The 23,874-nt window shown below is 68.4% G+C and carries 11 protein-coding genes; 7 read left to right on the top strand and 4 right to left on the bottom strand.

Annotated features, from left to right (window positions below; all coding sequences use genetic code 11):
- Nucleotides 1-1,479 (top strand): hypothetical protein, encoded by a 1,479-nt coding sequence (locus GA0115254_RS33275; protein ID WP_093898987.1) that lies wholly within the window; start codon nt 1-3, stop codon nt 1,477-1,479.
- Between the two features lie 6 nt (nt 1,480-1,485).
- On the opposite strand, the gene GA0115254_RS33270 is transcribed toward GA0115254_RS33275, so the two are convergent.
- A complete protein-coding gene (locus tag GA0115254_RS33270) occupies nt 1,486-3,081 on the bottom strand; it encodes an NnrS multi-domain protein (RefSeq protein ID WP_256102899.1) in 1,596 nt (531 codons plus the stop codon).
- Between the two features lie 98 nt (nt 3,082-3,179).
- Here GA0115254_RS33270 and GA0115254_RS33265 point away from each other — a divergent pair, with 98 nt between their 5' ends.
- The 3 genes from GA0115254_RS33265 to GA0115254_RS33255 are packed head-to-tail and all read left to right on the top strand — an operon-like array spanning nt 3,180 to nt 6,618.
- Complete coding sequence (locus GA0115254_RS33265; protein WP_093898986.1) at nt 3,180-4,493, top strand: DUF262 domain-containing protein; 1,314 nt, start codon at nt 3,180-3,182, stop codon at nt 4,491-4,493.
- Nucleotides 4,490-5,638: an AAA family ATPase gene (locus GA0115254_RS33260; protein WP_093898985.1), complete on the top strand. Its 1,149-nt coding sequence runs from the start codon at nt 4,490-4,492 to the stop codon at nt 5,636-5,638. The genes GA0115254_RS33265 and GA0115254_RS33260 overlap by 4 nt, the downstream gene beginning before the upstream one ends.
- Before the next feature lie 53 nt (nt 5,639-5,691).
- Entirely contained in the window at nt 5,692-6,618 is a 927-nt protein-coding gene (locus GA0115254_RS33255; RefSeq protein WP_141720957.1) for a hypothetical protein, read from the top strand.
- A gap of 6 nt (nt 6,619-6,624) precedes the next feature.
- Here the strand turns inward: GA0115254_RS33255 and GA0115254_RS33250 are convergent, their stop codons facing one another.
- Nucleotides 6,625-9,702: an AAA domain-containing protein gene (locus tag GA0115254_RS33250; RefSeq protein ID WP_093898983.1), complete on the bottom strand. Its 3,078-nt coding sequence runs from the start codon at nt 9,700-9,702 to the stop codon at nt 6,625-6,627.
- A gap of 198 nt (nt 9,703-9,900) precedes the next feature.
- Here GA0115254_RS33250 and GA0115254_RS33245 point away from each other — a divergent pair, with 198 nt between their 5' ends.
- From GA0115254_RS33245 to GA0115254_RS33235, 3 genes are all read left to right on the top strand, one after another.
- Nucleotides 9,901-16,725: a DEAD/DEAH box helicase gene (locus GA0115254_RS33245; RefSeq protein ID WP_093898982.1), complete on the top strand. Its 6,825-nt coding sequence runs from the start codon at nt 9,901-9,903 to the stop codon at nt 16,723-16,725.
- A complete protein-coding gene (locus GA0115254_RS33240) occupies nt 16,722-18,983 on the top strand; it encodes a UvrD-helicase domain-containing protein (protein ID WP_093898981.1) in 2,262 nt (753 codons plus the stop codon). The genes GA0115254_RS33245 and GA0115254_RS33240 overlap by 4 nt, the downstream gene beginning before the upstream one ends.
- 404 nt (nt 18,984-19,387) lie before the next feature.
- Nucleotides 19,388-20,548, top strand: a complete 1,161-nt coding sequence (locus tag GA0115254_RS33235) for a hypothetical protein (protein WP_141720956.1) — start codon at nt 19,388-19,390, stop codon at nt 20,546-20,548.
- Between the two features lie 495 nt (nt 20,549-21,043).
- Here the strand turns inward: GA0115254_RS33235 and GA0115254_RS33230 are convergent, their stop codons facing one another.
- Together GA0115254_RS33230 and GA0115254_RS33225 are read right to left on the bottom strand one after the other, a co-directional pair.
- A complete protein-coding gene (locus tag GA0115254_RS33230; RefSeq protein WP_256102898.1) occupies nt 21,044-21,523 on the bottom strand; it encodes an ASCH domain-containing protein in 480 nt (159 codons plus the stop codon).
- Nucleotides 21,520-23,580, bottom strand: coding sequence for a GNAT family N-acetyltransferase (locus GA0115254_RS33225; RefSeq protein WP_093898978.1), 2,061 nt, complete (start codon nt 23,578-23,580; stop codon nt 21,520-21,522). Before GA0115254_RS33225 ends, GA0115254_RS33230 begins: the two co-directional genes overlap by 4 nt.
- Nucleotides 23,581-23,874 lie beyond the last annotated feature (294 nt).

Genomic DNA, 23,874 nt, shown 5'->3' with positions numbered 1-23,874 from the left:
GTGGTCTACGCAATCTCCCTCTCCGCAGAAGAACTCGACGACATCGACTGGCAGTTGCAGCTGGACCAGTTCATGGGCAAGACCATGGGTTCGTCCATGCGGCCACGAGACCTGTCTCCCCAGGTCACGCTCGTGTTCGCGCGTATCCGTCCCGCGTCAGGCACCGCCGACCCCGCCTACCAGCTGCGCTGGCTCGGCGTGGTGAAACACCCCAAGGGCAGAAAGATCGCCACCCGGGACGCCCTGATCAGGGTGGAGCCGCTGTGGCGCAGTCCCGCGCGGGTGGAGCTGGCCGCAGTGACAGCGTCGCTGTCCCGGGAGGACGCCGCAGAACTCACCTCCATGCTCTCCAGCGAAGTCGCTGTACTCCCCGACGAGCTCGGTCAGTGCCTCGTCGCCGCGCTGCGCGGTCTCGGACCACGGTTCGCCGAGCTTCTCGACCATCTGACCAGCGTCGCGAATCAGGCCCCCTTCGACAGTTCCCGCGTCGAGGACCGCTCCTGGCAGGAGCAATACGACTCCGCGCGCCTTGCGCTCACCATCGGCGAGTTCCCTCTCGCTCCTCTCAGCGCATGGCTCCGTCCCCCGAGTCGCCACGACACCTACCTCGCCGGGCTGATCCCCGAACCCACCGAACAGAGTCTGATCGAGCACGATGCCGCCCATTCCATGCCCGGCCCGAGGCTCCTCCGGCCCTGGGACGGCCCGGACTTCCGCTGCGACATCCACGTATTCGAACACGAAGGGCGGTACATCGAAGTCGCCAACGTCAACGCCACTCCCGTTGAGGGACGGCTGGGCAGCGACCTGATCTACTACCACGAGGCCACCGGAAGTTTCGTGATGGTCCAGTACAAACGCCTCCCCTCCATCGAGCGCTGGGTGTACGTGGACGACCGCCTGCGCGACCAGCTCGACCGGCTGGAGGCCGTGGCGCAGGCCAGCCGGCAGCCCCACGCTCCTCACGACTGGCGGCTGGGAAGCGATCCCTGCTTCCTCAAGCTCGCCTACTGGCCGGAGGACAGCCAGGCCGACCCCGGCGGTCCCGCAGCGGGCATGTACCTCCCGTTGTCCTACGTACGCCTGCTCCTCCAGGACGACTGCACTCTGGGACCGAACGGCGGCAGACGCCTCGGCTACTCCTACGCCGACCGGCACTTGATCAACAGCCAGTTCGTCGAGCTCGTCAAGCACGGCCTGGCCGGGACCGTGGGCACGTCCCGGGAGGAACTGCTCGCTCTGGGGTCGGAGCGTGCCTTGGAGGGGTACTCCGTCACTATCGCGGCGGAACTCGGGGACGGCCGCCTCCCTGGGGAGACGGTACGGGAGCGGCAACGGCGCGCCCACTCCCGCAAGGCTGGTAAACGCCAGGCCAAGAAGCGTGCCCCCGCCACTCCCTCGAAAGTCGGCAAGTCGAAGCCGGCGCTGCTCGGGGACCAGATGTCGTTCTTCGAACCCGACGAGCGTTCCCCGGGCTGACAGGGGTCAGCCGTCCTTCAGCAGGGTCCCGTACGAGAAGGTGCACCGGACCCGGCCGTCGGCCGCAGGAACGAGGCGTACCTGCTCGGCGGGCATCTGCAGTGCCGTGCCCGCCGACTCGTCCCAGAGCGACACCGTTCCTCCTGCCTCCCCGAACGACAGGTACGGACGCTCGGGCTTCAGAACACCACCCCGGCTGCCGAGTTTCGCCGCGGGAACCGTCGGCTCGGCACACACCCACTCCGGTTCCACCCCGAAGTACGAAGGTGGCGCCGTCTTCCGGACCGCGGCCGTACGGAAGTCCTCGACCGCCTCACGCGCCGAGTCCAGGGCCCCCAGCCCACACACCGACACCACCATTACCTGGGTGAGCACGTACAACGGGACACCCAGCCGCGCGACGGGGCTGACGAACGGTGCGTGCGCGTGCTTCGCGATGCCCCAGAGGGCCGGAACGAACAGGGCATAGCTGAGCAGGCTCAACAGCTTCACCGCCGACGCGGCCTGCCCGATCCCGGGGACGCCGAGGTCATCGGGTGCCACGCCGAGACTGTCCGCGTACAGCGCGTGCAGCACCGATCCGGAGGCCACCACAAAGGACACGGCGACCGTGAAGACGAGCGGCGCCGCACAGGCGAGCCATTCACCCCATGTCCACTGGCGGACCAGCAGCCAGATCCCTCCCACCGTCGCCATGACGGCGAAGACCGACAGCATCTCCACCGGAGTCCAGCCTCTGCCGTTCCCCGTGCCCGCGCCGAAGGAGACGGCACGGAGGTACACCGCCACCACACCGCACATGAGAAGACCCCCCGCACGGCCGCCGACCGCGAACAGGCCATATGCAAGCCGGGCTCCCCCGACGAAACACAGCACCGCGATGCCGGCCCACACCCATGCCCGCACACCGCTGTGTTGCCGGGCGATCGTCGCGCAGAAGACCATGGCGAACAGCCAGGCCACGACGCGGAACATTCGCTGCCAACCGTCCTCCTCGCGACGCGGAACAATGTGGCTTCGCTCCCGACCGTAGAACGGCCGTACATCGACGGCAGCCCCGGGAGCGGAACCTCCGGGCAGGTTCATTCGGGAGAGCCGACGGGCTTCCGATGCCGTACCCGTGACCACCATTCCGGTGTCGCGGTAGCCGCACCTCTCCGAAATGCGCGCACGTGACACTGTGGCCGCTCGGCGCAATCTCGCCATCCACGTCAGCGGCCTCGAGGCGGGTGCGCGAGGTGGTCTGTGATCAACCGTATGCACCCGCCAGCCGGTCAGCTGTTCCCGGTCCCGGTCCACCAGCTCGCAGCGCCGGGCGTACATCTCCAGATCGGCCGCCCGTGCCAGCTGCTCCACCCGCCAGGCGGCCGCCTGCTCGGTGCGCCGGTTGCGGGCTCCGAAGAACCGCACCTCGACGGAGTACAACCGTGCCGAGGCGGACTCGCGCAGCACACCCCGCGACGCGCCCTCACCACGGGCGAACGCAGTCACGACCGGCCATCCCCGCTGGTCGAACACCCGCTCCGCCTCGTCCCAGTCGCGTTGCTCCCCCCGTACCTCGACGAGCACCAGCACACGCTGGTCATAGCGTTTCCCCAGCACCAGCTCCCCCTCTCACCGGGCTCCGAAGGTACAGCGACCTACGATGTGACGGTCACGGTGGAAGGAAGCCACTCCTACGAGGGAACGGACACGAAGACATGTCACCGGAGGACAGCGGCAGCCACCGCGCACCCCAGCCGAAGGACCAGCTGTCGCTGTACGGCCGCTATCTGGACGATGCGTCCGCCGAGGACAGCGGGGGCTTCCTGGTGGAGATCGGAGCTGGCGGGCGGAGCACCGATGTCGAGCTGGAGCAGCCCGACGAGGAGCCGGACATCGCGGATGAGCGGATCACGGCGCCGTACGACCCGTCCAAGATCGAGATCCAGACCCTCAACCCGACGATCAACCTGCTGATCTCCCGGCTGGTCAACGGGATGATCGATCTGGCCCCGGACTTCCAGCGCAAGGCGGGCATCTGGTCGGACGAGCAGCAGAGCCGTCTGATCGAGTCCCTGCTCCTGCGCATCCCCATCCCCTCCTTCTACGCCTCCGAACTCACCGACAGCTCGTGGGCCCAGGACAGTTCCTGGGCCATCGTCGACGGCATCCAGCGCCTCACCGCCATCGCACGGTTCATCGCCCCCGGAGCACTGGCGGAGGTGGGGATAGAGTCCGGGCCGCTGAAGTTGCGCGGCCTGGAGTACCTCAAGGACGACTTCGAGGGCAAGGGGTACGACGATCTGTCAGGACGCATGCAGATCCGTCTCAACGAAAGCCAGGTGGTCGTCCACCTCATCCGTCCAGGGACTCCGGAAGAGGTCAAATTCAACATCTTCGCGCGCATCAACACAGGCGGCCTCCCGCTGACGCGCCAGGAGATCCGGCATGCGCTCATCCCCGGCCCGGCACGGCAGCTCCTGTCCTCGCTCGCCGAATCGCCGGAGTTCGCCTCGGCCACCAGCTACGGCGTCTACAGCGAGCGGATGGCGGACCGCGAGATGGTGCTGCGCTATCTCGCTTTCCGACTCACCGACCCCAACCTGTTCCGGAGTCAGGACTTCGACCAGTTCCTCGCGCTCACCATGCGCCAGGTCAACCGGCTCACCGAGGGCGAGCGGGAGGGGCACGCCCATGACTTCCGGCGGGCCATGGTCACGGCTGAAAAGATCTTCGAAGGCCATGCCTTCCGTAAGCAGTTCCCTGGTCAGACTCGACGCTCACCGGTCAACAAGGCCATCTTCGAGACAGTTTCCGTGAATCTGGCCGTTCTCTCGGACCGTGATCGATCTGCGCTGGTAGCGTCACGCGAACAGGTGGTCGAGGGTTTCCAGCAGCTCATGACCGACCGGAACTTCGAGCGGGCCGTGTCCGTGGGCACCGGCGACCGAGTCAAGGTGGTCGACCGCTTCGCCAAAGTCCGCGAACTCTTCCGCACCGTCCTGCAGACCAACGGGGGCAGCAACCAGTGATCGAACAGTTGTCACTGACCAACTTCAAGGCGTTCCGGTCCGCCGACATCCGGCTGGCCCCGGTCACGCTCCTCACCGGTCTCAACTCCTCGGGCAAGAGCACGGTCCTGCAGTCCCTGGCGCTGCTGCGCCAGTCGTACGACTCGGGCATCCTCATGTCCACCGACGGGGACGCCGACAGCCGTGGGGGTTTCCTCCTCGACGGTGACCTCGTGGAGCTGGGCACGGGCCAGGACCTCCTACACGAGGACCCCACCATCGAGCGGCCGGGCACGGACCCGCTGATCTCCGTCGTGTTCGAAACCGCCGACAAGGAGTCGTACGCCTGGTCCGCCCGGTACGCGCCGGAGCAGGATGTCCTGCTGCTCGAAAGCTCCACCCGCCCGGCGGACTGGGGTGACGTCCCTCTGTTCTCCCGGCGCTTCCAGTACCTCAAGGCCGACCGGATCACGCCGGCCACCACCTATCCCCGGTCTCACCACCAGGCGATCGGCCGCGGTTTCCTCGGGGCACGCGGCGAGCACGCCGTCAACTTCCTGCGGCACCACGCGCAGGACGTCGTACCGGACGGCCACCCGCTCCGACACCCGGAGGCCGGCGGGCACACCCTGCTCGACCAGGTCGTCGCGTGGATGCAGGAGCTGTGCCCCGGGGTCAACCTCGAAGCCTCGGAGATTCCCGGGATCGACTCGGTACGTCTCAGCTTCGGGTTCGGCGGCACCGCCGGCCTGGATTCCACCCGGCGCCGACGCCCGACGAACGTCGGCTTCGGTCTCACGTACGCCCTCCCCATCGTCGTGGCGTGTCTCACCGCCGGGCCCGGCAGCCTCATCCTGCTGGAGAACCCCGAGGCCCATCTCCACCCGCGTGGCCAGTCCCGTATGGCCTCCCTCATCGCCGCCGCGGCGTCCGCCGGCGCGCAGCTCGTCGTCGAGACCCACAGCGACCATGTACTCGACGGGACCCGGCTCGCGGTCAAGCAGGGGCGGCTCGCGGCCGGGGACACAGCGGTTCACTTCTTCCGGGGCAACGGGGCTGGCGTGGAGATCATCACCCCGACGGTTGCCGAGGACGGATCGCTCTCCGAATGGCCGGAGGGCTTTTTCGACGAGTCGGACCACACACTGGACCAACTACTGGGCTGAACGCCCTTACCGGATCCCGGAGCTCACCAGGGGGAGAGCGCTCAGTGGTGCTCATGTTCTTCAACGAGAGGTCCTGCGTCTCGGACGCGACGCAGGACGAGGCCCGGCAGGCCATGCTCGACTTCATCAAGGTCTGCCAGGCGGTATGGCGGATCCATCGCGGGACGACGCTGGTGAGCGAGGTCCGGCTGGAGGACGTGGAGATCGCTCCTGGCTACTACCTCCAGCAGTGGCGCAACGAGCCCGCGAACCACGACGCCTGGCAGTTCATGCGGAAGACACTGCTGAGGAAGGCGCCTCTCTCAGGTGTGCTTCCCAAGCCGCCGGAGGACCAGGAGAGCGAGTACCGGCACGACGGCGAACCGGTCCTCGGCCTGGCCGCCGCCCACCTGATGAAGATGCTGGCCGTCAGCCTGCCCACGGGTCCCCGCTGGGCGGCCCCCTGGCTCAGGGTCGACTACGAGGTCCTCGACGACGACGGCCTCACCACGGACAGCGCGCATGTCCGTCACGCCTCCGAGGACGAACACGTCCGTGAGCACGAGGACTGGATACGCACCACCGCCGCCTCCGCCACCACCAGCGGCGCGCAGCTGTGGGAGGAACGCGACACCTTGTTTCCCTACCTCCAGTTCGTTCCGGGGGTGGAGCAGAACCTGCGGGAGCTGCCGGGCGTGGCCGTGGCGAACGTACGGGCCGAGCTCGTGCGGCTCAACACCGCGGCGGAGAACTGGAAGCCCGGAGAGTCGGAGCCCTCGTGGGCGGTCAAGGTCGTTCCCGAGAGCGACACCCGCATCAATATGGGGCTGTGCGACTTCACCGATCTCGACGGCGTGAAGCGGCTGTTCAGTCCCCATGTCCGGTACCAGCCGCACCAGGGCCGTATCCACTTCCGGCTGATCACGGAGGGGGGCAGGATCCGTGTGGGGTACGTCGGCCGCAAGCGCCTGACGGCCGGGGTACCGCGCAGCGCCCGGTAGCAGCGACTACGGCAGCCAGCGCGCCGCCTGTTCCCGGGTGATCCGGTCCGCGTCGACCCACCAGTGCCGGGCCTTCTTGTCCCACTGGGCCCGGAGCAGGCGCTTGGCCTCGTTCCTCTCCTCGTACGAGACCTTGAGGTACAGCCGGCCGTCCCGTACCAGCCCCGGGTACACCTTGTCTGCCGGCGCCTCGGCTCGCTGGGCAGGCGCCTCGGACACCGGAGCGGTCTCTCCGGTGGGGCGCCACGGTGCGCGCGCAGGGCGTTCCATGCGAGTGCGCTCCATCAGCCGCCGTACGCGGTCGCAGGAGGCGGGGTCGGTGTAGCGCATCATCAGGTCCGTCGGCCCGATGTTCGCGAGCAGGTTCTTCGAGCCGTGCCACAGGACCGCACCGTCCAGGATGAGGACCTTCTCGTGCATGCGGTCGCGGTACTCGACCCGACAGCCGACGGCCTCCAGCTGTCCGACGAGCTCCCGGCACCGCGCCACGCGGGAGGGTTCCTGCTGCTCCTCCGGCGGGCGGGTGAAGACCGTGACCTGGAGCCCGGCAGCCACCTTCGGCCCGAGCATCCGGGCCCACCGTCGGACCGGAGGCGCGTCCATGAACGCCGAATACAGCTCGATGCTGCGCTGCGCTCGCTCCACGTCCCACGCCACCGCCTCTAGGACCTCGCTGTGCTCGAAGAAGGCCGGGCGGGCCAGTTCCTCCGCCGACATGGCGGCCAACTGGTCCGCGTCGAGGATCGGGATCAGCTGGTCGGCGGAGATGGTCTGCGCGTGCGCCTCCAGATGGGCGACCATCGCCAGTGCCTCGCTGTGCGGGGCCAGGTGCTTGCGCAGGAAGGCGACGTCCGCCACGACGACCAGGTGGTCCTGGGCCCGGCTGAGAGCGACGTTGAGGAGGCGGCAGGTCTGCGAGGACAGCCCCGTTCCGCCGTAGAAGAAGCCGGGATCCTTGCCGGCGCCCGCCACCGTGTCGAGGAGCACGACGGGGCGCTGGCTGCCCTGGAACCGGTGGACGGTGTCGACCAGGCCGTCGTAGTCCTCCCCGAAACGGTGGGCCAGGCTGCTCTTGAGGGCCTTGACCTGCTCCCGGTACGGGGAGATGACGGCGAGCCGGTCGGTCGCCCGCTCCCCTTCGGGGACCTCCTGCCACTTGCGGCCGGGCAGGATTCCCTCGTACTGGAGCCCTCGGACCAGTTCGTGGATGACCGCGGCGTGGACGGCGTTCGACTTGTGGGGTGTGCGGCCGCCGCCGGGGATCCGGCGGCCGGACGTGTCGACCAGGATCACTGGGGAGTCGATGAGCGGGGCGAACGGCAGACGGCTGGTGTTTCCGCGCCCGGTCCTGAGCGGGGCGTCCGGATACGCCACCTCGTTGACGACCGCGCAGATCGGCTCCCGCATCCGGTACTGGGTGTCGAGCGCCACCAGGCGAGGGTCCTGGCGTACCCGGCCGGAAGGATCGACCAGGCCTGCGGCGTGGAAGGCGTCCCGCGCCGTCCACTCGCGGGAGTGGGCGCGCTCCTCCTCGCTGGCCTCCCGGTCGCCGTCGCCCTTGGTCACGGCGGGCAGCTGTCGGAAGTCGCCCGCCACGATCACCCTCTTGCGGGCGAGTCCGGCGGCGAACCAGGCAGAGGGCAGGTTGACCATCCCGGCCTCGTCGATCACCACGACATCGACCTCGTCGAGCAGCTTCCTCGACTGGACGGCCTTGGCCACGGTCGCTCCGAGCACTCGGCAATGGGAGCGAACCTCGTCCTGGATGCGCTTGCGTTTCCGCCCGAGTTCGTCAAGTCGCTCCTGGAGAGAGGCAGCGGACTCGACGACGTTCTGCCTGGGCGGGATCCCCACGACGGCAGCGCAGGCCGCGGGGAGGGCGCGTCGGGCTTCGGCCGCCTGCTTCTCGCCCGCCGTGTGGCGACGGGCCGCGCGCGCGACGTCCTCCCTGGCCCGCGTCGCCTCGTCCTCCTCGTGCGCCAGGGCGGACCGGAGGTCGCGCAGCTTCGCCACTCTGCGCTCCGCGAGGAATCCGGTCGGTGGCCCCACTTTCTCCATCTTCAGCCGCAGCTGCGCGGCCAGGGTGTCCGCGGCCGCCACCGTCCTCGCCGCTGCGGCGTGGTCGCGGCCGGCCTCAGCCATCTCCTCTGTGCTGGTGGCCAGGTCCGACTCCAGGTCCCGGACACGGTCGTGCAGGGCCAGCGCCGCCCTCGCGCCCTTGAGCTGGTCGGCCGCCGTGCTGATCTGCCGGTCGATGCTCTCCACGAGCAGGGCGGCGATCCGGGCCGGGTCGACCTGGTCTCCGTAGCGGCTGCGCAGCGACGGCAGGACGATACTCCCGGCCCGCTGGACGATCCCCTCGGCGAAGCCCTCCTCGTGCTCCAGCAGGGAGCACATCCGCTCAAGGGCCTGGTCCACCGCAACGTTCGTGGGGGCCAGGAAGAGGACCTTGAGTCCTTGGCGGAAACTGCCCTCGACGATGTGGCCGACGACATCCGTCTTCCCGGTGCCGGGCGGCCCCCACAGGAACAGCACCTCACTGGCGAGGGCCTGTGCGACGGCGTCGCGCTGACGCGGGTTCAGCTGGAGCCCCGCCCAGTTCGCCACCCACTGTCCCGGGTTCTCGGCACGGCCGGTGCGCGGGGTGCCCCGGCCGACCAGCCAGCCCGCGTGGTCCGCGTCGACGGGGCTGTCCTGGCTGCCGGCCGTCTCCAGGCGCTCGGCCAGCGCGGCCCAGTTCGCGGAGTCGTCCTTGCGGATCTGGATGTTCGCGGGCGCCGCCCCGAGATCGGCTTTCGTCACGAGCCGTACGGTCCCGTCAGGAGCACGCGAGGCCTCGGCCGGATCCCAGGCCTTCCGGGAACGTGACGGTCGGGCGAGGACGGGAACACCGTCCAGGCCGTCCTGCCAGGTGCGGCACTCGAAGAGATACTCGCGCGTCCCTCCTGATTGCGAGAGGAGCCGCCCCTTGGACAGGGCGACTTTCACAGCGCCGTCGGCGTCGCTCCGCCGTTCGGTGAGGATCTCGGCGCGCACCGCCGTCAGAAGCTCCTCGACGGGATAAGGACGCCCCGCACCGGTCATGTTCACCGCTCCCCCAACATCGCCCCACAGGTCCGGAGACTGTACGTGAGTCCGCCGCCGCCGAACGGTGCATTCGACGGCCACTGGCCAGTCACTGGCCGGAATCATTCGCGATCAGTCATTGCCCGGAGCGATGTCGGCGGCTCCGTATACCGTTGACGCAGCTCACCGACCTGGCACGAAGCGAAGGAGAACGTCGTGAGGCCCACGCTGGCCGCCGCGCAGCTGCGGGGCAGTCTCACCCAGTACCTCACGACGACGTACGCGCTCACCGACGAGGACACGCGGCGGGCGCTGGAGCGGTTCCTCGAGCATCCCGAGACCGGGATGTTCCGCGGTCCCTATCTGCGGATCAGGACTCCCTTCCACAAGGCCGATACCGGCTGGGAGAAGCACCTGGAGTGGAACCCGGGATTCACACCGTACCGGCATCAGGCGAAAGCGTACGAGCGGCTGAGCACGCTCCACGGGCCTGCCCTGCCGACGCTGGTCACGACGGGGACGGGTTCCGGGAAGACCGAGTCGTTCCTCGTCTCCGTCCTCGACCACTGCCGCCGTGAGAAGGCCCTCGGCCGACGCGGAGTCAAGGCCGTGCTGCTCTATCCGATGAACGCGCTCGCCACCGATCAGGCAAGCCGCATCGGCGACTATCTCGCGCAGCCGGACCTGGCCCAGGTGACGGCGGGGCTCTACATCGGCGACCGGCCGGACACGGACTTCCGCCGGGTGATGACGCGGCGCGAGGAGATGCGGCAGGCGCCGCCCGACCTGCTCATCACGAACTACAAGATGCTCGATCTGCTGCTCCAGCGGACCGAGGACCGCGCACTGTGGCAGGACTCCCGAATCCAGTACGTGGTGCTGGACGAGTTCCACACCTACGACGGGGCGCAGGGCACGGACGTCGCCATGCTGCTGCGCCGCCTGGCGACGACCACGGGCCAGAGCGAGCCCGGACGTCCGCTCGGTTCGATCTGCCCGGTGGCGACCTCGGCGACCCTCGGTGAGGCCGGTCCCGGGGCCGGCCCCGGCTCCATCCTGGAGGTGGCGGCGCAGGTCTTCGGGATGCCGTTCTCCCCGGACGCGCTGGTGGGCGAGGAACGGATGACGCCCGAGCAGTTCACCGGACCGGTGAACTACGGGCTGCCCGAACCGCCTTCGCCCGAGGAGGTCATCGCCTGCTCGGGCGGCCCCGATGTGGTGTCCCGTCCGGACAAGCTCGATCTCAACGCCCTGGCTGCACGGATGCTGGGACAGCAGGGCCTGTCCGCCTTCGAGATCGGACGGCTGCTCAAGCAGCACGACTTCACTCAGGGGGTGCTGTCCCTTCTCGACGGGGACCCGCTGAGCGAATGGGAACTCCGCGACCGCCTCGGCCGGTTCGGGTACACCTGGGGCCGGACCGCCCGGGAGAACCCCCGCCTCGCTCTCGCCGCGCTCGCGCGCTTCGTCGCCCTGCTGTCGGCCGCCCACGATCCGGAGTCGGACGAGCGCCGCCCTCGGCCCTTGCTTCACGTGGAGACCCACCTGTGGGTCCGGCCGGTCGGCCGGATCGTGCGTGGAGTCGGCCCCGGCAAGCCAGAGTTCCACTGGTACGAGGACGATCGCGCTCGGCGCTCCGTCCTGCCCGCGACGCCCCCTGATGGCGACGAGGAGCCCGAAGCCGGTCAGATCGGGCACGTGGCGCGCTCGCATCGCGCGCAGTCGGCGATCGGCGCGGACACCGCCGTACGGCAGGCGAGCATAAGGCTGCCCGCCGTGTACTGCCGCAACTGCGGCCGCTCCGGCTGGGCGGCCATCTCCCCGGAGGCTGATCCCCAGCAGCTGGTGATGGCCCACGACAAGATCTGGCGCGCCAGTGTGGGGCGGGAGAAGCGGCGGGTCCGCTATTTCATCGCCGCCACGGCCGCGGAACAGGAGGACACGCTGGCGGCGGTCACCCAGTCCCGGCCCGCGACGGGAGGCGGACAGTCGCCGACGCTGATCCTGGACGGTGCTCAGGGTACGTACCGGCTGCCGGTCGCCCAGGACGCCGGGAATCTACAGGACGCCAGTTTCGTCCTGGCGATCACCGAGAAGAAGACCGCCGACCGAGCCGCTGTCGATCAGCGCTGCCCCGCCTGCGACACCGACAACGCGATGCGCTTCCTCGGCACTCGGCCGGCCGCCCTGGCGGCCGCGACGGTGACCCAGCTGTTCACCGGTCAGGAAGTCGCGCTCGAAGCCGAGGAGCGCAAGACCCTCCTGTTCAACGACTCGACCCAGGACGCCGCCCACCGCGCGGGTTATGTGGCGAACCGGTCGTTCACGTTCTCGTTGCGCTCGCTCCTCGCCCGCAACCTGGACGAGTCCGGCAAGCCGTCGGCTCTCAACGACCTGATCGGGAACGTGCTCGACTCCGTCGAGGATCCGCAGGCCCTCGCGGCCGTCGTCCCGCCCGATCTGTACGACGAGCCGGGCGTGGACCGCCTGCTCTCCGGGCGGGGCACGGGCGACCTGCGGACCTGGAAGCTCATCGGAGAGCGGCTCGCCTTCGCCACCGTCATGGAGTTCGGGCTCCGTTCCCGGCAGGGCCGCACCCTGGAGCTGACACGGACGGCGGCCGCCGAGGTCGTCATCGAGGACCAGCACCGGATCACCATGCTCGCCCGCGACATACACATGGCCCTGCCCGGTCAGCTGCTCGGCACCGGGCTGCCGACGGCCGAGCGCTATCTGGCCTTCGTCCGCGGGCTGCTGGAGCGGGTCCGACTGCGCGGCGGGGTCCGGCACCGTTGGCTGGAGCCGTGGATGAAGGACTCCGGGGTGACCCGGTTCAAGATCTGGGGCGGCCGGCCCGACGGCATGCCGGCGTTCCCCGACAGTGTGGCCGCGCCGCGCTTCCTGCTCGACGGTGACAAGGGCAGGTCCGACTTCGACTCGACGACAGCCCGCGCCGGCTGGTACCAGGACTGGGCGCGCCGGTGCCTGGGCCTCGACGCCCCCGGGGCGGCCGAGTATCTCCGCAGGCTGCTGCCCATCCTCGTCGACGAGGGGCTCCTCGCGGTGCGGACGGCACAGGACCGGACGACGAAGGTCTACGGCCTGCAGCCCGGCCATGTCGAGGTGCGGCTGCTAGAGGACGACATCGTCAACAAGGCCTTCGTCACCTGTGAGGCGTGCGGCTGGCAGCAGGTGGTCCATCCCTCCCGGCGGACCCGCTGGTACGGCCATCCCTGTCCTCGGTACCGGTGCCGTGGGCAGATCACCGCGCCACAACCGGGTCAGGCCACGGTGCTGTCCTCCGGTTCCACCAGCTTCGGCGGCCCCCGGCCGCGCGACTACCGCGATGACTACTACCGGCACCTGTACCGGACGGGTGGCACCTTCCGGGTCGTCACGGCCGAACACACCGGCATGCTCACCCGGCCCCAGCGGGAGCGCGTGGAGCGGGCCTTCCGCGACGGCACCCACTACACCGACCCGAACGTGCTGTCCTGCACTCCGACTCTGGAACTCGGCATCGACATCGGAGACCTGTCCGCCGTCCTGCTGGGATCACTTCCAAAGGGTCCCGCCAACTACGTGCAGCGAGCGGGCCGCGCGGGCCGAAAGACGGGCAACGCCCTGGTGGTGGCCTTCGGCGGCCGCCGGGCCCGCGATCTGTACTACCTCGACGAGCCGCGGGAGATGATCGCCGGGGACATCGTGCCGCCCGGCTGCTACCTCTCCGCGGTGGAGATCCTGCGCCGCCAGTACACGGCACACCTTCTCGACCTCGCGGCCCGGGGCCGGCTCACGACGAGCGACGATGAGCCGCTGCAGCCCGCGCCGCGGCTGGTGTCGGCGCTGTTCGGCAGCACGGCCTGGTGCCAGGAGCTCGCGGACGCGGCCCTCGCCCATGGCGCCGTGCTCGTCGAATCGTTCCTGGGCCTCTTTCCCTCCCTCCCGGGCCGGCCGGACACCGGGGTCTCCGACCAGGCCGCCGGGGAGTTGCGTGCGTACGCGCGCGGTGGCATCGTGCGTGCACTCCAGGAGGCCGAGGAGGAATGGACCGGCCGCGGTGAGGAACTCCGGCGCCGTATCCACGCCATCGACGCGGCGATGGACCAGCTCGTGCGCAGCGATCCCGAGCAGGAACGCGAATGGCGCGAGTTGCGCGCCGAGCGCTACGCGACGGGCAACCTGCTGCGCGACCTGAACCAGACGAGTGCCCACGGGGCTCTCGTCGAGCTCGGTCTCCTGCCCAACTACACCCTCTCGGACACCACCACGCAGCTGGAGGCCACCCTCTACTGGACCGAGCAACCCGAGACCGAAGGGGCCAAGAAGAGCTACCACAGCGAGGTCCGGGACTACGAGCGCTCACGCCGGTCCGCGCTGTCCGAGCTTGCGCCCGGAAACAGCTTCTACGTCAACGGCTACAAGCACGTCGTCCGGGCCCTGGACATCGGTAGTCCGGAGCGTCGTGCCTGGTCGGTGTGGCGGCTGTGCCCCGCCTGCGGCTACGTCCGTACGGAGAACGCCCAGGCCGATGCCTCGCCCTGCCGCCGGTGCGGCGGCCGGGAGATCGCCGACGCCGGCTGTGTCCAGCGCATTCTCGAACCGAAGCGGGTCATGTCGCGCGACAAGCGGGACGACGCCCGGGTCCGCGACGACAAGGACGAGCGCGACAGCAAGAGGTACGCCGTCCTCACGACCGTGGACATCGACCCCGTGCACCTGGCCACGGGCTCCTGGCGCCACGACACCGCCGTCTTCGGCGTCGACTTCACCCGCCAGGCTGTGGTGCGCACGCTGAACCTGGGCCTCGACCGCCAAGACGGCAGCAGCACCGTGCCCCTCGCCGGGGCCGACATACGGATCAACCCGTTCTACGTCTGCACGAGCTGCGGCGGCGCCACCTCCGAGGGGCGTCCGGTCGTGGACCACCAGCAGGACGCGCTCACCGAATCCCTTGCCGCGGCGACCAGAGCCAGCGCTCACCACCAGCTGTGGTGCCCGCGCCGCAAGGTCCGTACGAGCACCCCGGAAGGCCAGGGGAAGGGGGAGGACGTCCCTCTGCTCCTGGCCCACGAGTTGACCACCGAGGCCGTCCGTATCCTGCTTCCCGCATCGGTCGCCCGAGTCAAGGAACGCCTCGCGTCCTTCACCGCCGCCCTGTTCGTGGGCATCGCCGCACGCTACGGCGGCGACCCGGACCACATCGACATCACCGCCGCCACCATGCCCGACGGCAACGACCCGGAATGGCCTCGTCGCTTCCTCGTCGTCTACGACCGTCTGCCGGGCGGCACCGGCTACCTGCACCGGCTCGCCACCTCCGACGGCTTCCGCGAAGTGCTGTTGAGGGCCCGCGAGGTGATCGACAGCTGCCCGTGCATCGAGAAGGGCCTCGACGGCTGCCACCGCTGTCTGCTGCGCCGCGTACCGGCCGGCGACTACGACAAGGTCAGCCGCAACGAAGTCCGGCAGATGTTCGACGAGCTGCTGGGAGCCGACGGCGGCGACTGGGCCACCTCACCGGTCGCGGCCACCCACCAGATCCCGCTGGAGCGGCAGGCCGAGAGCGATCTGGAGGTCATGTTCCTGGAGACCCTGGGCGAATGGGCGAAGCAGCCCTCGGCCAAGGCCAGCGCGGACGCCTACACGACCACGGCCGGAACGTACTCGCTGGACCTGCGACTGACCGGCGTCGACGGGGCCACCGTCAGCTGGCGGGTCTCCCAGCAGCGAGTCCTCGACGGCACCCGCCCCGACGTCCTTTTCGAACGTACGGACGCACCCGGTCCGCGGATCGCGCTCTACCTCGACGGATACGAGTTCCATGCCGGGCCGAAGCACAAGGACAGGCTGGCCGACGACGCCGTCAAGCGCACCCGGCTGCGCGCCGACGGAGTGCGGGTCTTCCAGCTCACCTACTACGACGTGAAGGACTGGCGGACCCGGGTCCGTGACACGGGCTACGCGAGCACGGGGCCTGAGCACCCGGTCTGGGTGCCGTACGGTGAGCAGGGTCAGAAGCGTGCTCGTGACTACTACGCGGGCGTGCACGGCGGTCTGCCGGGCGAGCTGTCCGCGAACCTCTGGGTGAATCCGGCGGACCTTCTGATCTCTCATCTGCGTGCCCCGGACGCTTCCTTGTGGCAGCAGCGCGCCGAGGCCGCCGTCGCGGGGCTGCTGGGCGCCGGGGCCCGCATCGCCGCACTGCATCCTCAAGCGGTCGGCGAACAACTCCTCACCGCGCTGCGGGGAGGCGTCCCTCAGGGGCCCAAGGGGCCGGTGCAGCTGCTCTCCGCGGTCGACGCGACAGGATGCGTGGTCACGGCTGCTGCGGACGGTCGGCACCGGCCGCCGGTGTGGACCGCGCTGGCCCTGCTCGACGACAGCGACCGGGCCCTCTCGGACGAGGCCGGGCACAAGCGACGCTGGCAGGGCTGGCTCTACTGGAGCAATGTGCTGCAGTTCCTGGAGCACGGAGGCGGTGACAGTGTCCAGTTGACGACCAGCCTGCTGGAAGGCTTCACCGTCGACGGCCTCGCCGTCGCCGGAGGCTCGGGCTGGCTCGAATCCCAGCGGGCCGAGCGGCCGGCCGCGGTGACGGCGAGCCCCGCCGGAGATCTCGCGGAAGAGCCTGACCCGCTCATCCCCACGGCTCGGCCGGCCCAGCCCTCCGACACCGCTCATGACACCGGCTGGGAGCAGGTACTGGAGTTCCTCGACCCCGATGAACCCGGTCTGCTCCCCCTCAGCCAGGGGCTCCGCGCTCTGGGCGTGGTGCCGCCGGAAGCCGGCTACGAGCTGGACGAGCACGGTTGGATGGCCGAACTCGCCTGGCCCTCCGCCCGGATCGCCGTGGTGACGGCCCACCGTCCGGCCGACGGGGAACGGGATCACGATGCAGAGGACCGGGACAGGGCCTTCGCCTCGGCAGGCTGGCTGATCCGCACAGCCGCCTCCTGCACCGCTCTGGACATCAAGAACCTCCTCGCCGCGGCGGAGGGCAAAGATACGAACACGAACGACGGAGACCAGCAGCGATGACGACCACGAGCGTGACCCTGCGTCTGCTCGACAAGGCGGACAAGGAGATCCTGAGGCTGCCGCGTGCGGTCAAGGGCGCGATCTACGACTTCCAGCACAAGTTCAAGGAGAACCCGCAGCTCCGGGGCCTGCGGCTGAAGCAGCTGGAAGGCCACGACCGGCTCTGGTCAGCCCGCATCAACGACGAGTACAGGGTCCTGCTGCTGCGTCTGGCGGATACCGACTGGCTCATCGTCTCCGTCAAGCACCGCAAGGAGGCGTACGAGAAGCTCGACCGGCTCTCGTACGGCATCAACCGGATCACCGGCGGTATCGAGTACGTCGACCTCCAGATCGTCGAGGAGAGCGTCCTCCGCCGAGCGACGACGCCCAGGGCCGCCACCGCCCCCACCGAGCCTGTCCCGGCGCCCGCACCCGCCCCCGTCCCGCTGTTCGCCGCGTTCTCCGACGAGCAGCTCACCGACCTCGGCGTCGCGGGACCACTCGTACCGGTTGTCCGGACCCTGACCACCGAGGATCAACTCCTCGGTCTGGCGGAGTACGCCCCTCAGCTCACCTCGGAAGTCCTGCTCGCACTCCACGACGGTGCGTCGTACGACGCGGTGCTGGAGCAGATCACCAGTCCCGTCTCCGTACCGGACCCCGTCGACACCGACGACTTCCGGGCCGCCGCCGAGCGGCCGGCCACCGTGGTCACGACGACGGACGAGGCCCTGCGCGAAGCCCTGGAGGGCGGCGACTTCGGTCGGTGGAAGGTATTCCTCCACCCGACCCAGTCCCGGCTCGTCGAACGCGACTACTCGGGTCCTGCCCGGGTGGGGGGCGGGCCGGGCACCGGCAAGACCATCGTGGCCCTGCACCGGGTCAAGCACCTGGTGGACCGACTGTCTCCCGGCCGTAACAAGCCCGTCCTCCTCACCACGTACAACAAGAACCTTGCCGCCGACCTGAGGTCCCGGCTGCTCCAGCTGGGCGGCGAGGAGCTGCTGGCGCGCGTGGAGATCAGCCACGTCGACCAGCTCGCGCTGCGCGTCGTACGCGAGGCCGAGCCCGGAAGCGCCAAGCAGACGCTGGACGAGAGCCAGGCTCTCCGTGAGTGGCGTGCCATGCTCGACGAGCTGGGCGAAACCGGGTGGGACGCCCAGTTCCTGCACGACGAGTGGTCGCAGGTCATCCTGGGCCAGGCCGTCGTCTCCCGGACCGAATACTTCCGTGCCCGGCGAGCCGGCCGGGGCAAGAACATCGCGCGGGCCGAGCGCGCCGAGATCTGGCAGCTCGCAGAGCGGTTCACCCAACGACTCGACCGCCTCGGGCGGCAGACCTGGGAACAGGTCGCCGAGCGTGCGGCCCGACTGGAGATGGACCGCGAGCGGCGGATCCAGAACGTCGATCGTCAGCGGGAGGAGGCCGGCGGTCTTGACAACATCCACCTTCAGGCCGGCTCCGCGGGCTGGTTGCGGCACCGCTTCCAGCACATCGTCGTCGACGAGGCACAGGACCTGAGGGCCGCACACTGGAAGCTGCTGCGGGCGATGGCGCCGCGTGCCGCCAACGACATCTTCCTCGTGGGCGATACGCACCAGCGCATCTACGGCAACCAGGTCACGCTGGGAAGCCTCGGGGTCCACATCCGTGGACGATCGGCCAAGCTGACGTTGAGCTACCGAACGACTCGCCAGATCCTCGGCTCCGCACTCGGTGTGCTCAGCGGCGAAAGCTTCGACGACCTGGACGGCAGCACCGAGGACCTTGCCGGTTACAGGTCCGTCCTGACCGGAAGCCTTCCGCAGTTGCACGGTTGCGACGACTGGGAGTCCGAGCAGGAGTCGATCGCCTCGCTCCTCGCCGAGTGGATCGCCCTGCCGACACCGCCCGAGCAGATCGCCGTCTGCGTTCCGACCAACGCCATGGCGAGCGAGCTGGCATACACCCTGCTGGCCCACAAGGGGATCAAGGCCGTCGAGATCGGTCCCGAAGGCCCCCGTGGAGACGAAGGCATCCACATCGGCACGATGTTCCGCTTCAAGGGGCTCGAGTACCAGCGCATGGTCATCGCGGGGGTTCGGGACGGGCTCGTACCCAGGGAGGCAGTCACCCGCCTGCAGAGCACCGATGTCGTCCGCTACCGGCGTGAGCTCCAGCGGGCCCGTTCTCTGCTCTTCGTCGCGGCCACCCGGTCCCGGGACAGCCTCGCCATCTTCTGGCACGGCCGTCCGAGCCCGTTCCTCGAACCCCTCATGCGTTTGCCCGCTTCATGAACACACCAGGCGGCTGAGCCTCCCTGGAGTAGGAGAGCCTCGGGGGTGACTCAGCCGCCCAGTTCTGCGGGGCGTACGAGTGCCGGCCCGGTTGCCACCACCACGATGAATCATCGCCATTCGCATGGCTGGTTGCGAGCTACTACACCCCGGAGACGGGGACCTTCCCAACGACACGAGCCTAAAGGCCCACAAGATCCAGGAGAGCTCGAATGGTAGCTGTCGCTCTAGTGCACAGTACTGCGCTGATGCTGGAACGACTCCCCGAAAACCCCCCAGCGTGGCTGCATCGCGGCGAGCGAACCTTTGCATACCCCCACAATGACTGGAGAAAGCCGCGCGTATGGTGCCTTGCCTTCTTCACAGACCGCCATACTCACCACGAACGGCGCAGGATCATCGGGGTGGGCAGCGTCTTCCCCGGCAGACGGTCCGGCACGTACGAACGATCATTGATCGCACGTGACTTCACGCCACTCCAGTTACCTCTGCCTCTCGCCGATCTTGAGGGCGCCATGGGTGCCAGCCGTCGCTATCTCCGCGACGACGGCCGCATGCCTCCTGTAGCCGGCGACAAGTTGCTGGATGCCGTCCGGCGTCAACGGCCGGAACTGAATGAGAAACTCGCAGACCTGGAGAGCAGTCTGGGAGCAAATCCTCCGACTGGACAGGTGGGAGAACGGCTGAGTCTCGAGAAGGACGCTGTAGGCACCCTGCTCGAGGCTTTCGGCACCGACCGTGATCCACTCGAAGCATGGCAGCCGCCGCTCGGCGAGAACGATCCCCGTTCACGATCCGTGCCCTTCCTCGAAGGGCTGCCCACTCTGCGGCAGATCGAGGACCAGCAGATCGTCCATGACTACATGCGCTTTCCCGGCATGGCAGGCGAGGATGCCGTGCAGGTCGGCTGGCGGATCTATCGCCGGAACTCTGACTCCCCCCATCGGTTGTTCGTGTACAACGCCAATCGGACACACACCGAGACCGCCATGGGTGTCGACATGATCTACGTCAACGAGCACGCGCGCAGCGTGGCGACGGTCCAGTACAAGCGCATGCGCCAGAGCGGACGCCGCTGGGTCTACTGGCACGACGGCACCGGTGAGCGGGAGCTGGAACGGATGAAAGTCGTGGACGATCAGTGTAGGGCTGAGGACGAATCGGCCCGGACGAGCGAACAGAACTCCGGATTGCTGGGTGACCCGCGCCTGATCACCACGCCGAGCATGGTCAAGCTGTGCCGAACCATTCCATTCATGATGAACTCGGCCGCGCTCATACCCGGCATGTATCTCACACGACAGCACTTCCGGGAGCTGCTTCAACGCCCAGAGTCCGAAGGGCCGTCCGGCGGGAAACGCATAGTCGAAGACTCGGTTCCCCGGTATCTGAACAACACCACTTTCACCACCTTGCTCAGGGACGGTTGGATCGGCACGCGCGACACCAGCTGGGACTACATCATCGACCTGGTACGCGAAAGTCTGTCCCCCTGGGGGCCGGGCTCCGTCGTCGTCGGAATGCACCGAAGCGAAGTCGCTCCCGGAAATCGTCGGATCAACTGACAGACATTGCGGCCCGCCGGCTGCCCTTCGCCGTTCTTCTGAGGTTCGCGGCTGCACCTTTCCTGTACCCCTGCGGGCTGCCGATCGTCAGGGCTCTGCCCCCCAAAGGGGGTGAACGTCAGGTGGCGGCCAGCCAGAATCTGTCGACCACACACCCGGGCAGACGAACATCGGCGACGAGGGCTACGTTACCCAAGCGCCTCGACACCTACATGACTGAGCACAGCCTGACCCCACTGCGGCCGAGCTACCGCACTCTCTCCCCCTGCTGCCCGACAAGCACTTACTCAAAGCTCATCGAGTCGACAAAGGACACCCTCAAAGGCCAGCTCGACCTCGAGCGTCACGGAGCCAGGACCCCTGCCGGGGTTCTCATCCGTGCCAGAAAGCGGATCCTGGCCCTGACAGTTACATCTGGCACAGATGCAACACGGGCCGGTCCGCCCCCGGACACTGATCACCTATGACCACTAACCGCACCTTCGACTTACTCGCCTAAGCTGGCGTCAGGTGGTTCAACGCACTCTGAAGGACCGCCCCGGACGTTGGTGCCGCCACAGCAACCTTCCGGAGATCTTCGCCGGTCAAGTATCGGTAACTCTGGGGCGGATGGAACGATCCCGCGGCTCGCAGCGCGGCCAGCGGTACCGGGTCCTCGAAGGTAATCGGTTCTTCGAGCGACAGACCGCTGGCCTGGGTCGCTCCACTCATGTACTCGTCGTACTCACGCCGACTGATCCCTGCACTCGTGCAACTGGCCGACCAAACCTCCCGCGGGGAGGCCACATGCACGGAAGCGATCCGCGCCATGCCCACGATGGCCATCGTGGGCGCGGTCGCGTAGAGCAGTACGGGAGTCCCGGGTGGGGCGGCGACGCGCTGACGGCGGACCTCGACCGTCTTGGTCCCGGCAAGGATCGCCGTGGCGAACCGAGGGTGGACGGACAGCAGCATCGCGCGCTCCGGATCACTCACGTCTTTCGGTGCCCCTCTTCGTACACGGCCTGGAACAGCACGTTGCTGATCTTCGACAGCTGCATCGGCGGTACCCACCGTAGCCCCAGCCCCTTGGCCAACGCGGTCACTCGTGCATGCGTCACCTGTACGGGAAAGATCTCCGTGTCCGAAAACCTCAACGCCATGGCCTTGCCCGATCCATCGGCTGCGTCACGCACTTCGACATGACCATATACGCCCAGGTGTTCGAATCGCGAGAAGAGGGTATCGGGGTCATCGATGACCACCTCGTCGAGGCGCGAGCAGCCGATGACCATCTTGCCCTGCTGCCCGGAAGTCCCCTCACTGACGTACCACATGATCCGGGCGGGAATGCTCTCTCCCCGGTGTCCGGACGAGCGGTAGTAGACGTGCTCGCGACTGATGCCCAGTACGTCGTCCCGGGGAACGAGCATGGCAGGAACGTCGAAGAGCTCCGTGGACCAGCGTGGTTTGATGGGCGCGATGAAGGAGGGCAGGGCCGTGTCGGTCAATTTGGCCGGCCACCACACCCGCTCGGCCATGCTCGCGATCTGGGGCGAAACGCATTCATCCAGCCGAGGCGCCGACCGCCTCATGCGCCCTGCGATCTCCGCAGCCTTCTGCGAGACGGCCTCGGCAGGTCCGCAGACGTCGACCAGCAGTGCGGTGAAGCCGCTCTCGTCCTCGGTGAAGCCGTCGGCGCCAGCCGCCGTCATCGCTGTCGGCGACAGAAACGGATCGGTGATACGGACCGCCTGCGCCCCTCGCTCTCGGCCAAGCCGCTTGAGCATGAACAGCAGTTGCCGTGCGAGTGTCTCCTCCAGCCGGTGCGATGCCGTCCGAAGGAACGCGACGTTCAGCGTGCGGCCGTCCATGGCCCAGACGTAGAGGGCTACCGGATGCCCCTCTCCGTCCCGGAGCAGCTCCCTGCGCCACAGCACCCCGTCATTGGCGAGATTTTTCAGCCGCTCTGCGAAGGCCGTTCCACGGTCACCCTCGGCCTGGTCGAAGAAGGCGACCAGCTCTCCTTCACCGCCTGGCGCGATCTCCTCGGCGGAGAAGGTAGTGCCCATGAGATCTGCTGGACGGTACACCTGGGCCTGGCGCAGTTCGTCCACATGAAGCGTGACCACCGCCGACGAGACCACCTTGACCCGTGCGACGTCCCAGGCGATGTCGGCAAGAGCCGCCAGTGCGGGATCGCGCGTCACCAGCACCTGGAGCCCGGCACACGACGTCTCGGCAACGTAGCGCAAGCGAGCGCGTTGTCGATCACCGAGGGGGACATCAGGTAGCTCCTTCCTCGCTGCAGCGGCCAGCTCCTCCACACGGACGGCAACGGCAGCGCTGTCTGGAGACACTGACCGCAGTTTGGCGAGCCCCGCACGCTGATGGTTGCGTGCCTCATGCTCCTCGACATCCCGCACGTCGTGCAGAAGCTGCGGAGTGAACGCGAGCTCGATCAGGTCGGCGAGCCACCCTGCCGTGAGAGCACGCGACTCCTCAACGGCTCGTTCTGCTTCCGTACCGCGCAGCCCGGCGAACACTCCGTGGTCGACCGTCACCACCAGCAGCGCATCGCTCTGGGCCTCGGCGAACAGATCCTCGTGCCCCAGGTCAAACCACCAGGTGTCCAGCGTCTCCTTGTCCTTACCCCGCCCCAGGCTCTCACCCTTGGGAACAAAGCCCAGCGCTGTCCACATGCCGCTGAGCCCGTAGTCGCGCCGGCACTTGGCACGAATGCCGAGCCGATGAGCGTGCCGCGCGCGGATCGCCTCGATCAGCTCACGAGCGACGCCCTTACCTCGGTGTTCCTCAGCTACGCACAAGTGAGCCAGCCGCACATGCAGACTCCGCTTGGGCAGCCCGAAGAGCGCGTAGCCGACCACCTCATCGCCATCCAGGGCCACCAGCAGGCCGTCGTCCTCAGCATGCTTACGGTAGGCAGGCGGCGTCAGCAGCCCCAGATACTTCGTGTACCGGTTACCCAAAGCGATGATCGCGTCCAGCAGCTCCGACTGCTCCGCAGACACCGGCAACACTCTGATCGCCATGTTCCCCCTCCGGTTCCTTCAACCGACAATGCCCCAGGACGGCATACTGCCCAACAGCGTCAGTGGCGAGCCACTAATTGATCAAAACCGGCTAACTGGCGGGAATCCGTCTTCTCTTGTTTCGTTCGAGTGGATGGGCGGCGGTGTTGGGTTTGCGCCTGGCGGCTTGACCGGGACCATCGGTTGCTCGTCGGCGGTAGCCCATGGCTTGCTTCAGAGCGGCCATCGCCGCCGCACCACGCGAGCCCACGCGGCTGGCCTCGGAGCGTACGCGACACGCACCCCGGCGGTCAC

Origin of the sequence: Streptomyces sp. Ncost-T10-10d, from assembly GCF_900091955.1 — a bacterium.
In the GTDB taxonomy this organism is placed as follows: Bacteria; Actinomycetota; Actinomycetes; order Streptomycetales; family Streptomycetaceae; genus Streptomyces.
The sequence above is the reverse complement of the archived record's forward strand: the minus strand, read 5'-3'. Positions and strand labels throughout refer to the sequence as shown.

What these genes read in the sequence shown, in the direction of transcription:
- GA0115254_RS33250 (WP_093898983.1), bottom strand. Translation starts at nt 9,702, where the DNA reads ATGACCGGTGCGGGGCGTCCTTATCCCGTCGAGGAGCTTCTGACGGCG.
- GA0115254_RS33265 (WP_093898986.1), top strand. Translation starts at nt 3,180, where the DNA reads ATGTCACCGGAGGACAGCGGCAGCCACCGCGCACCCCAGCCGAAGGAC.
- GA0115254_RS33225 (WP_093898978.1), bottom strand. Translation starts at nt 23,580, where the DNA reads ATGGCGATCAGAGTGTTGCCGGTGTCTGCGGAGCAGTCGGAGCTGCTG.
- GA0115254_RS33255 (WP_141720957.1), top strand. Translation starts at nt 5,692, where the DNA reads ATGTTCTTCAACGAGAGGTCCTGCGTCTCGGACGCGACGCAGGACGAG.
- GA0115254_RS33240 (WP_093898981.1), top strand. Translation starts at nt 16,722, where the DNA reads ATGACGACCACGAGCGTGACCCTGCGTCTGCTCGACAAGGCGGACAAG.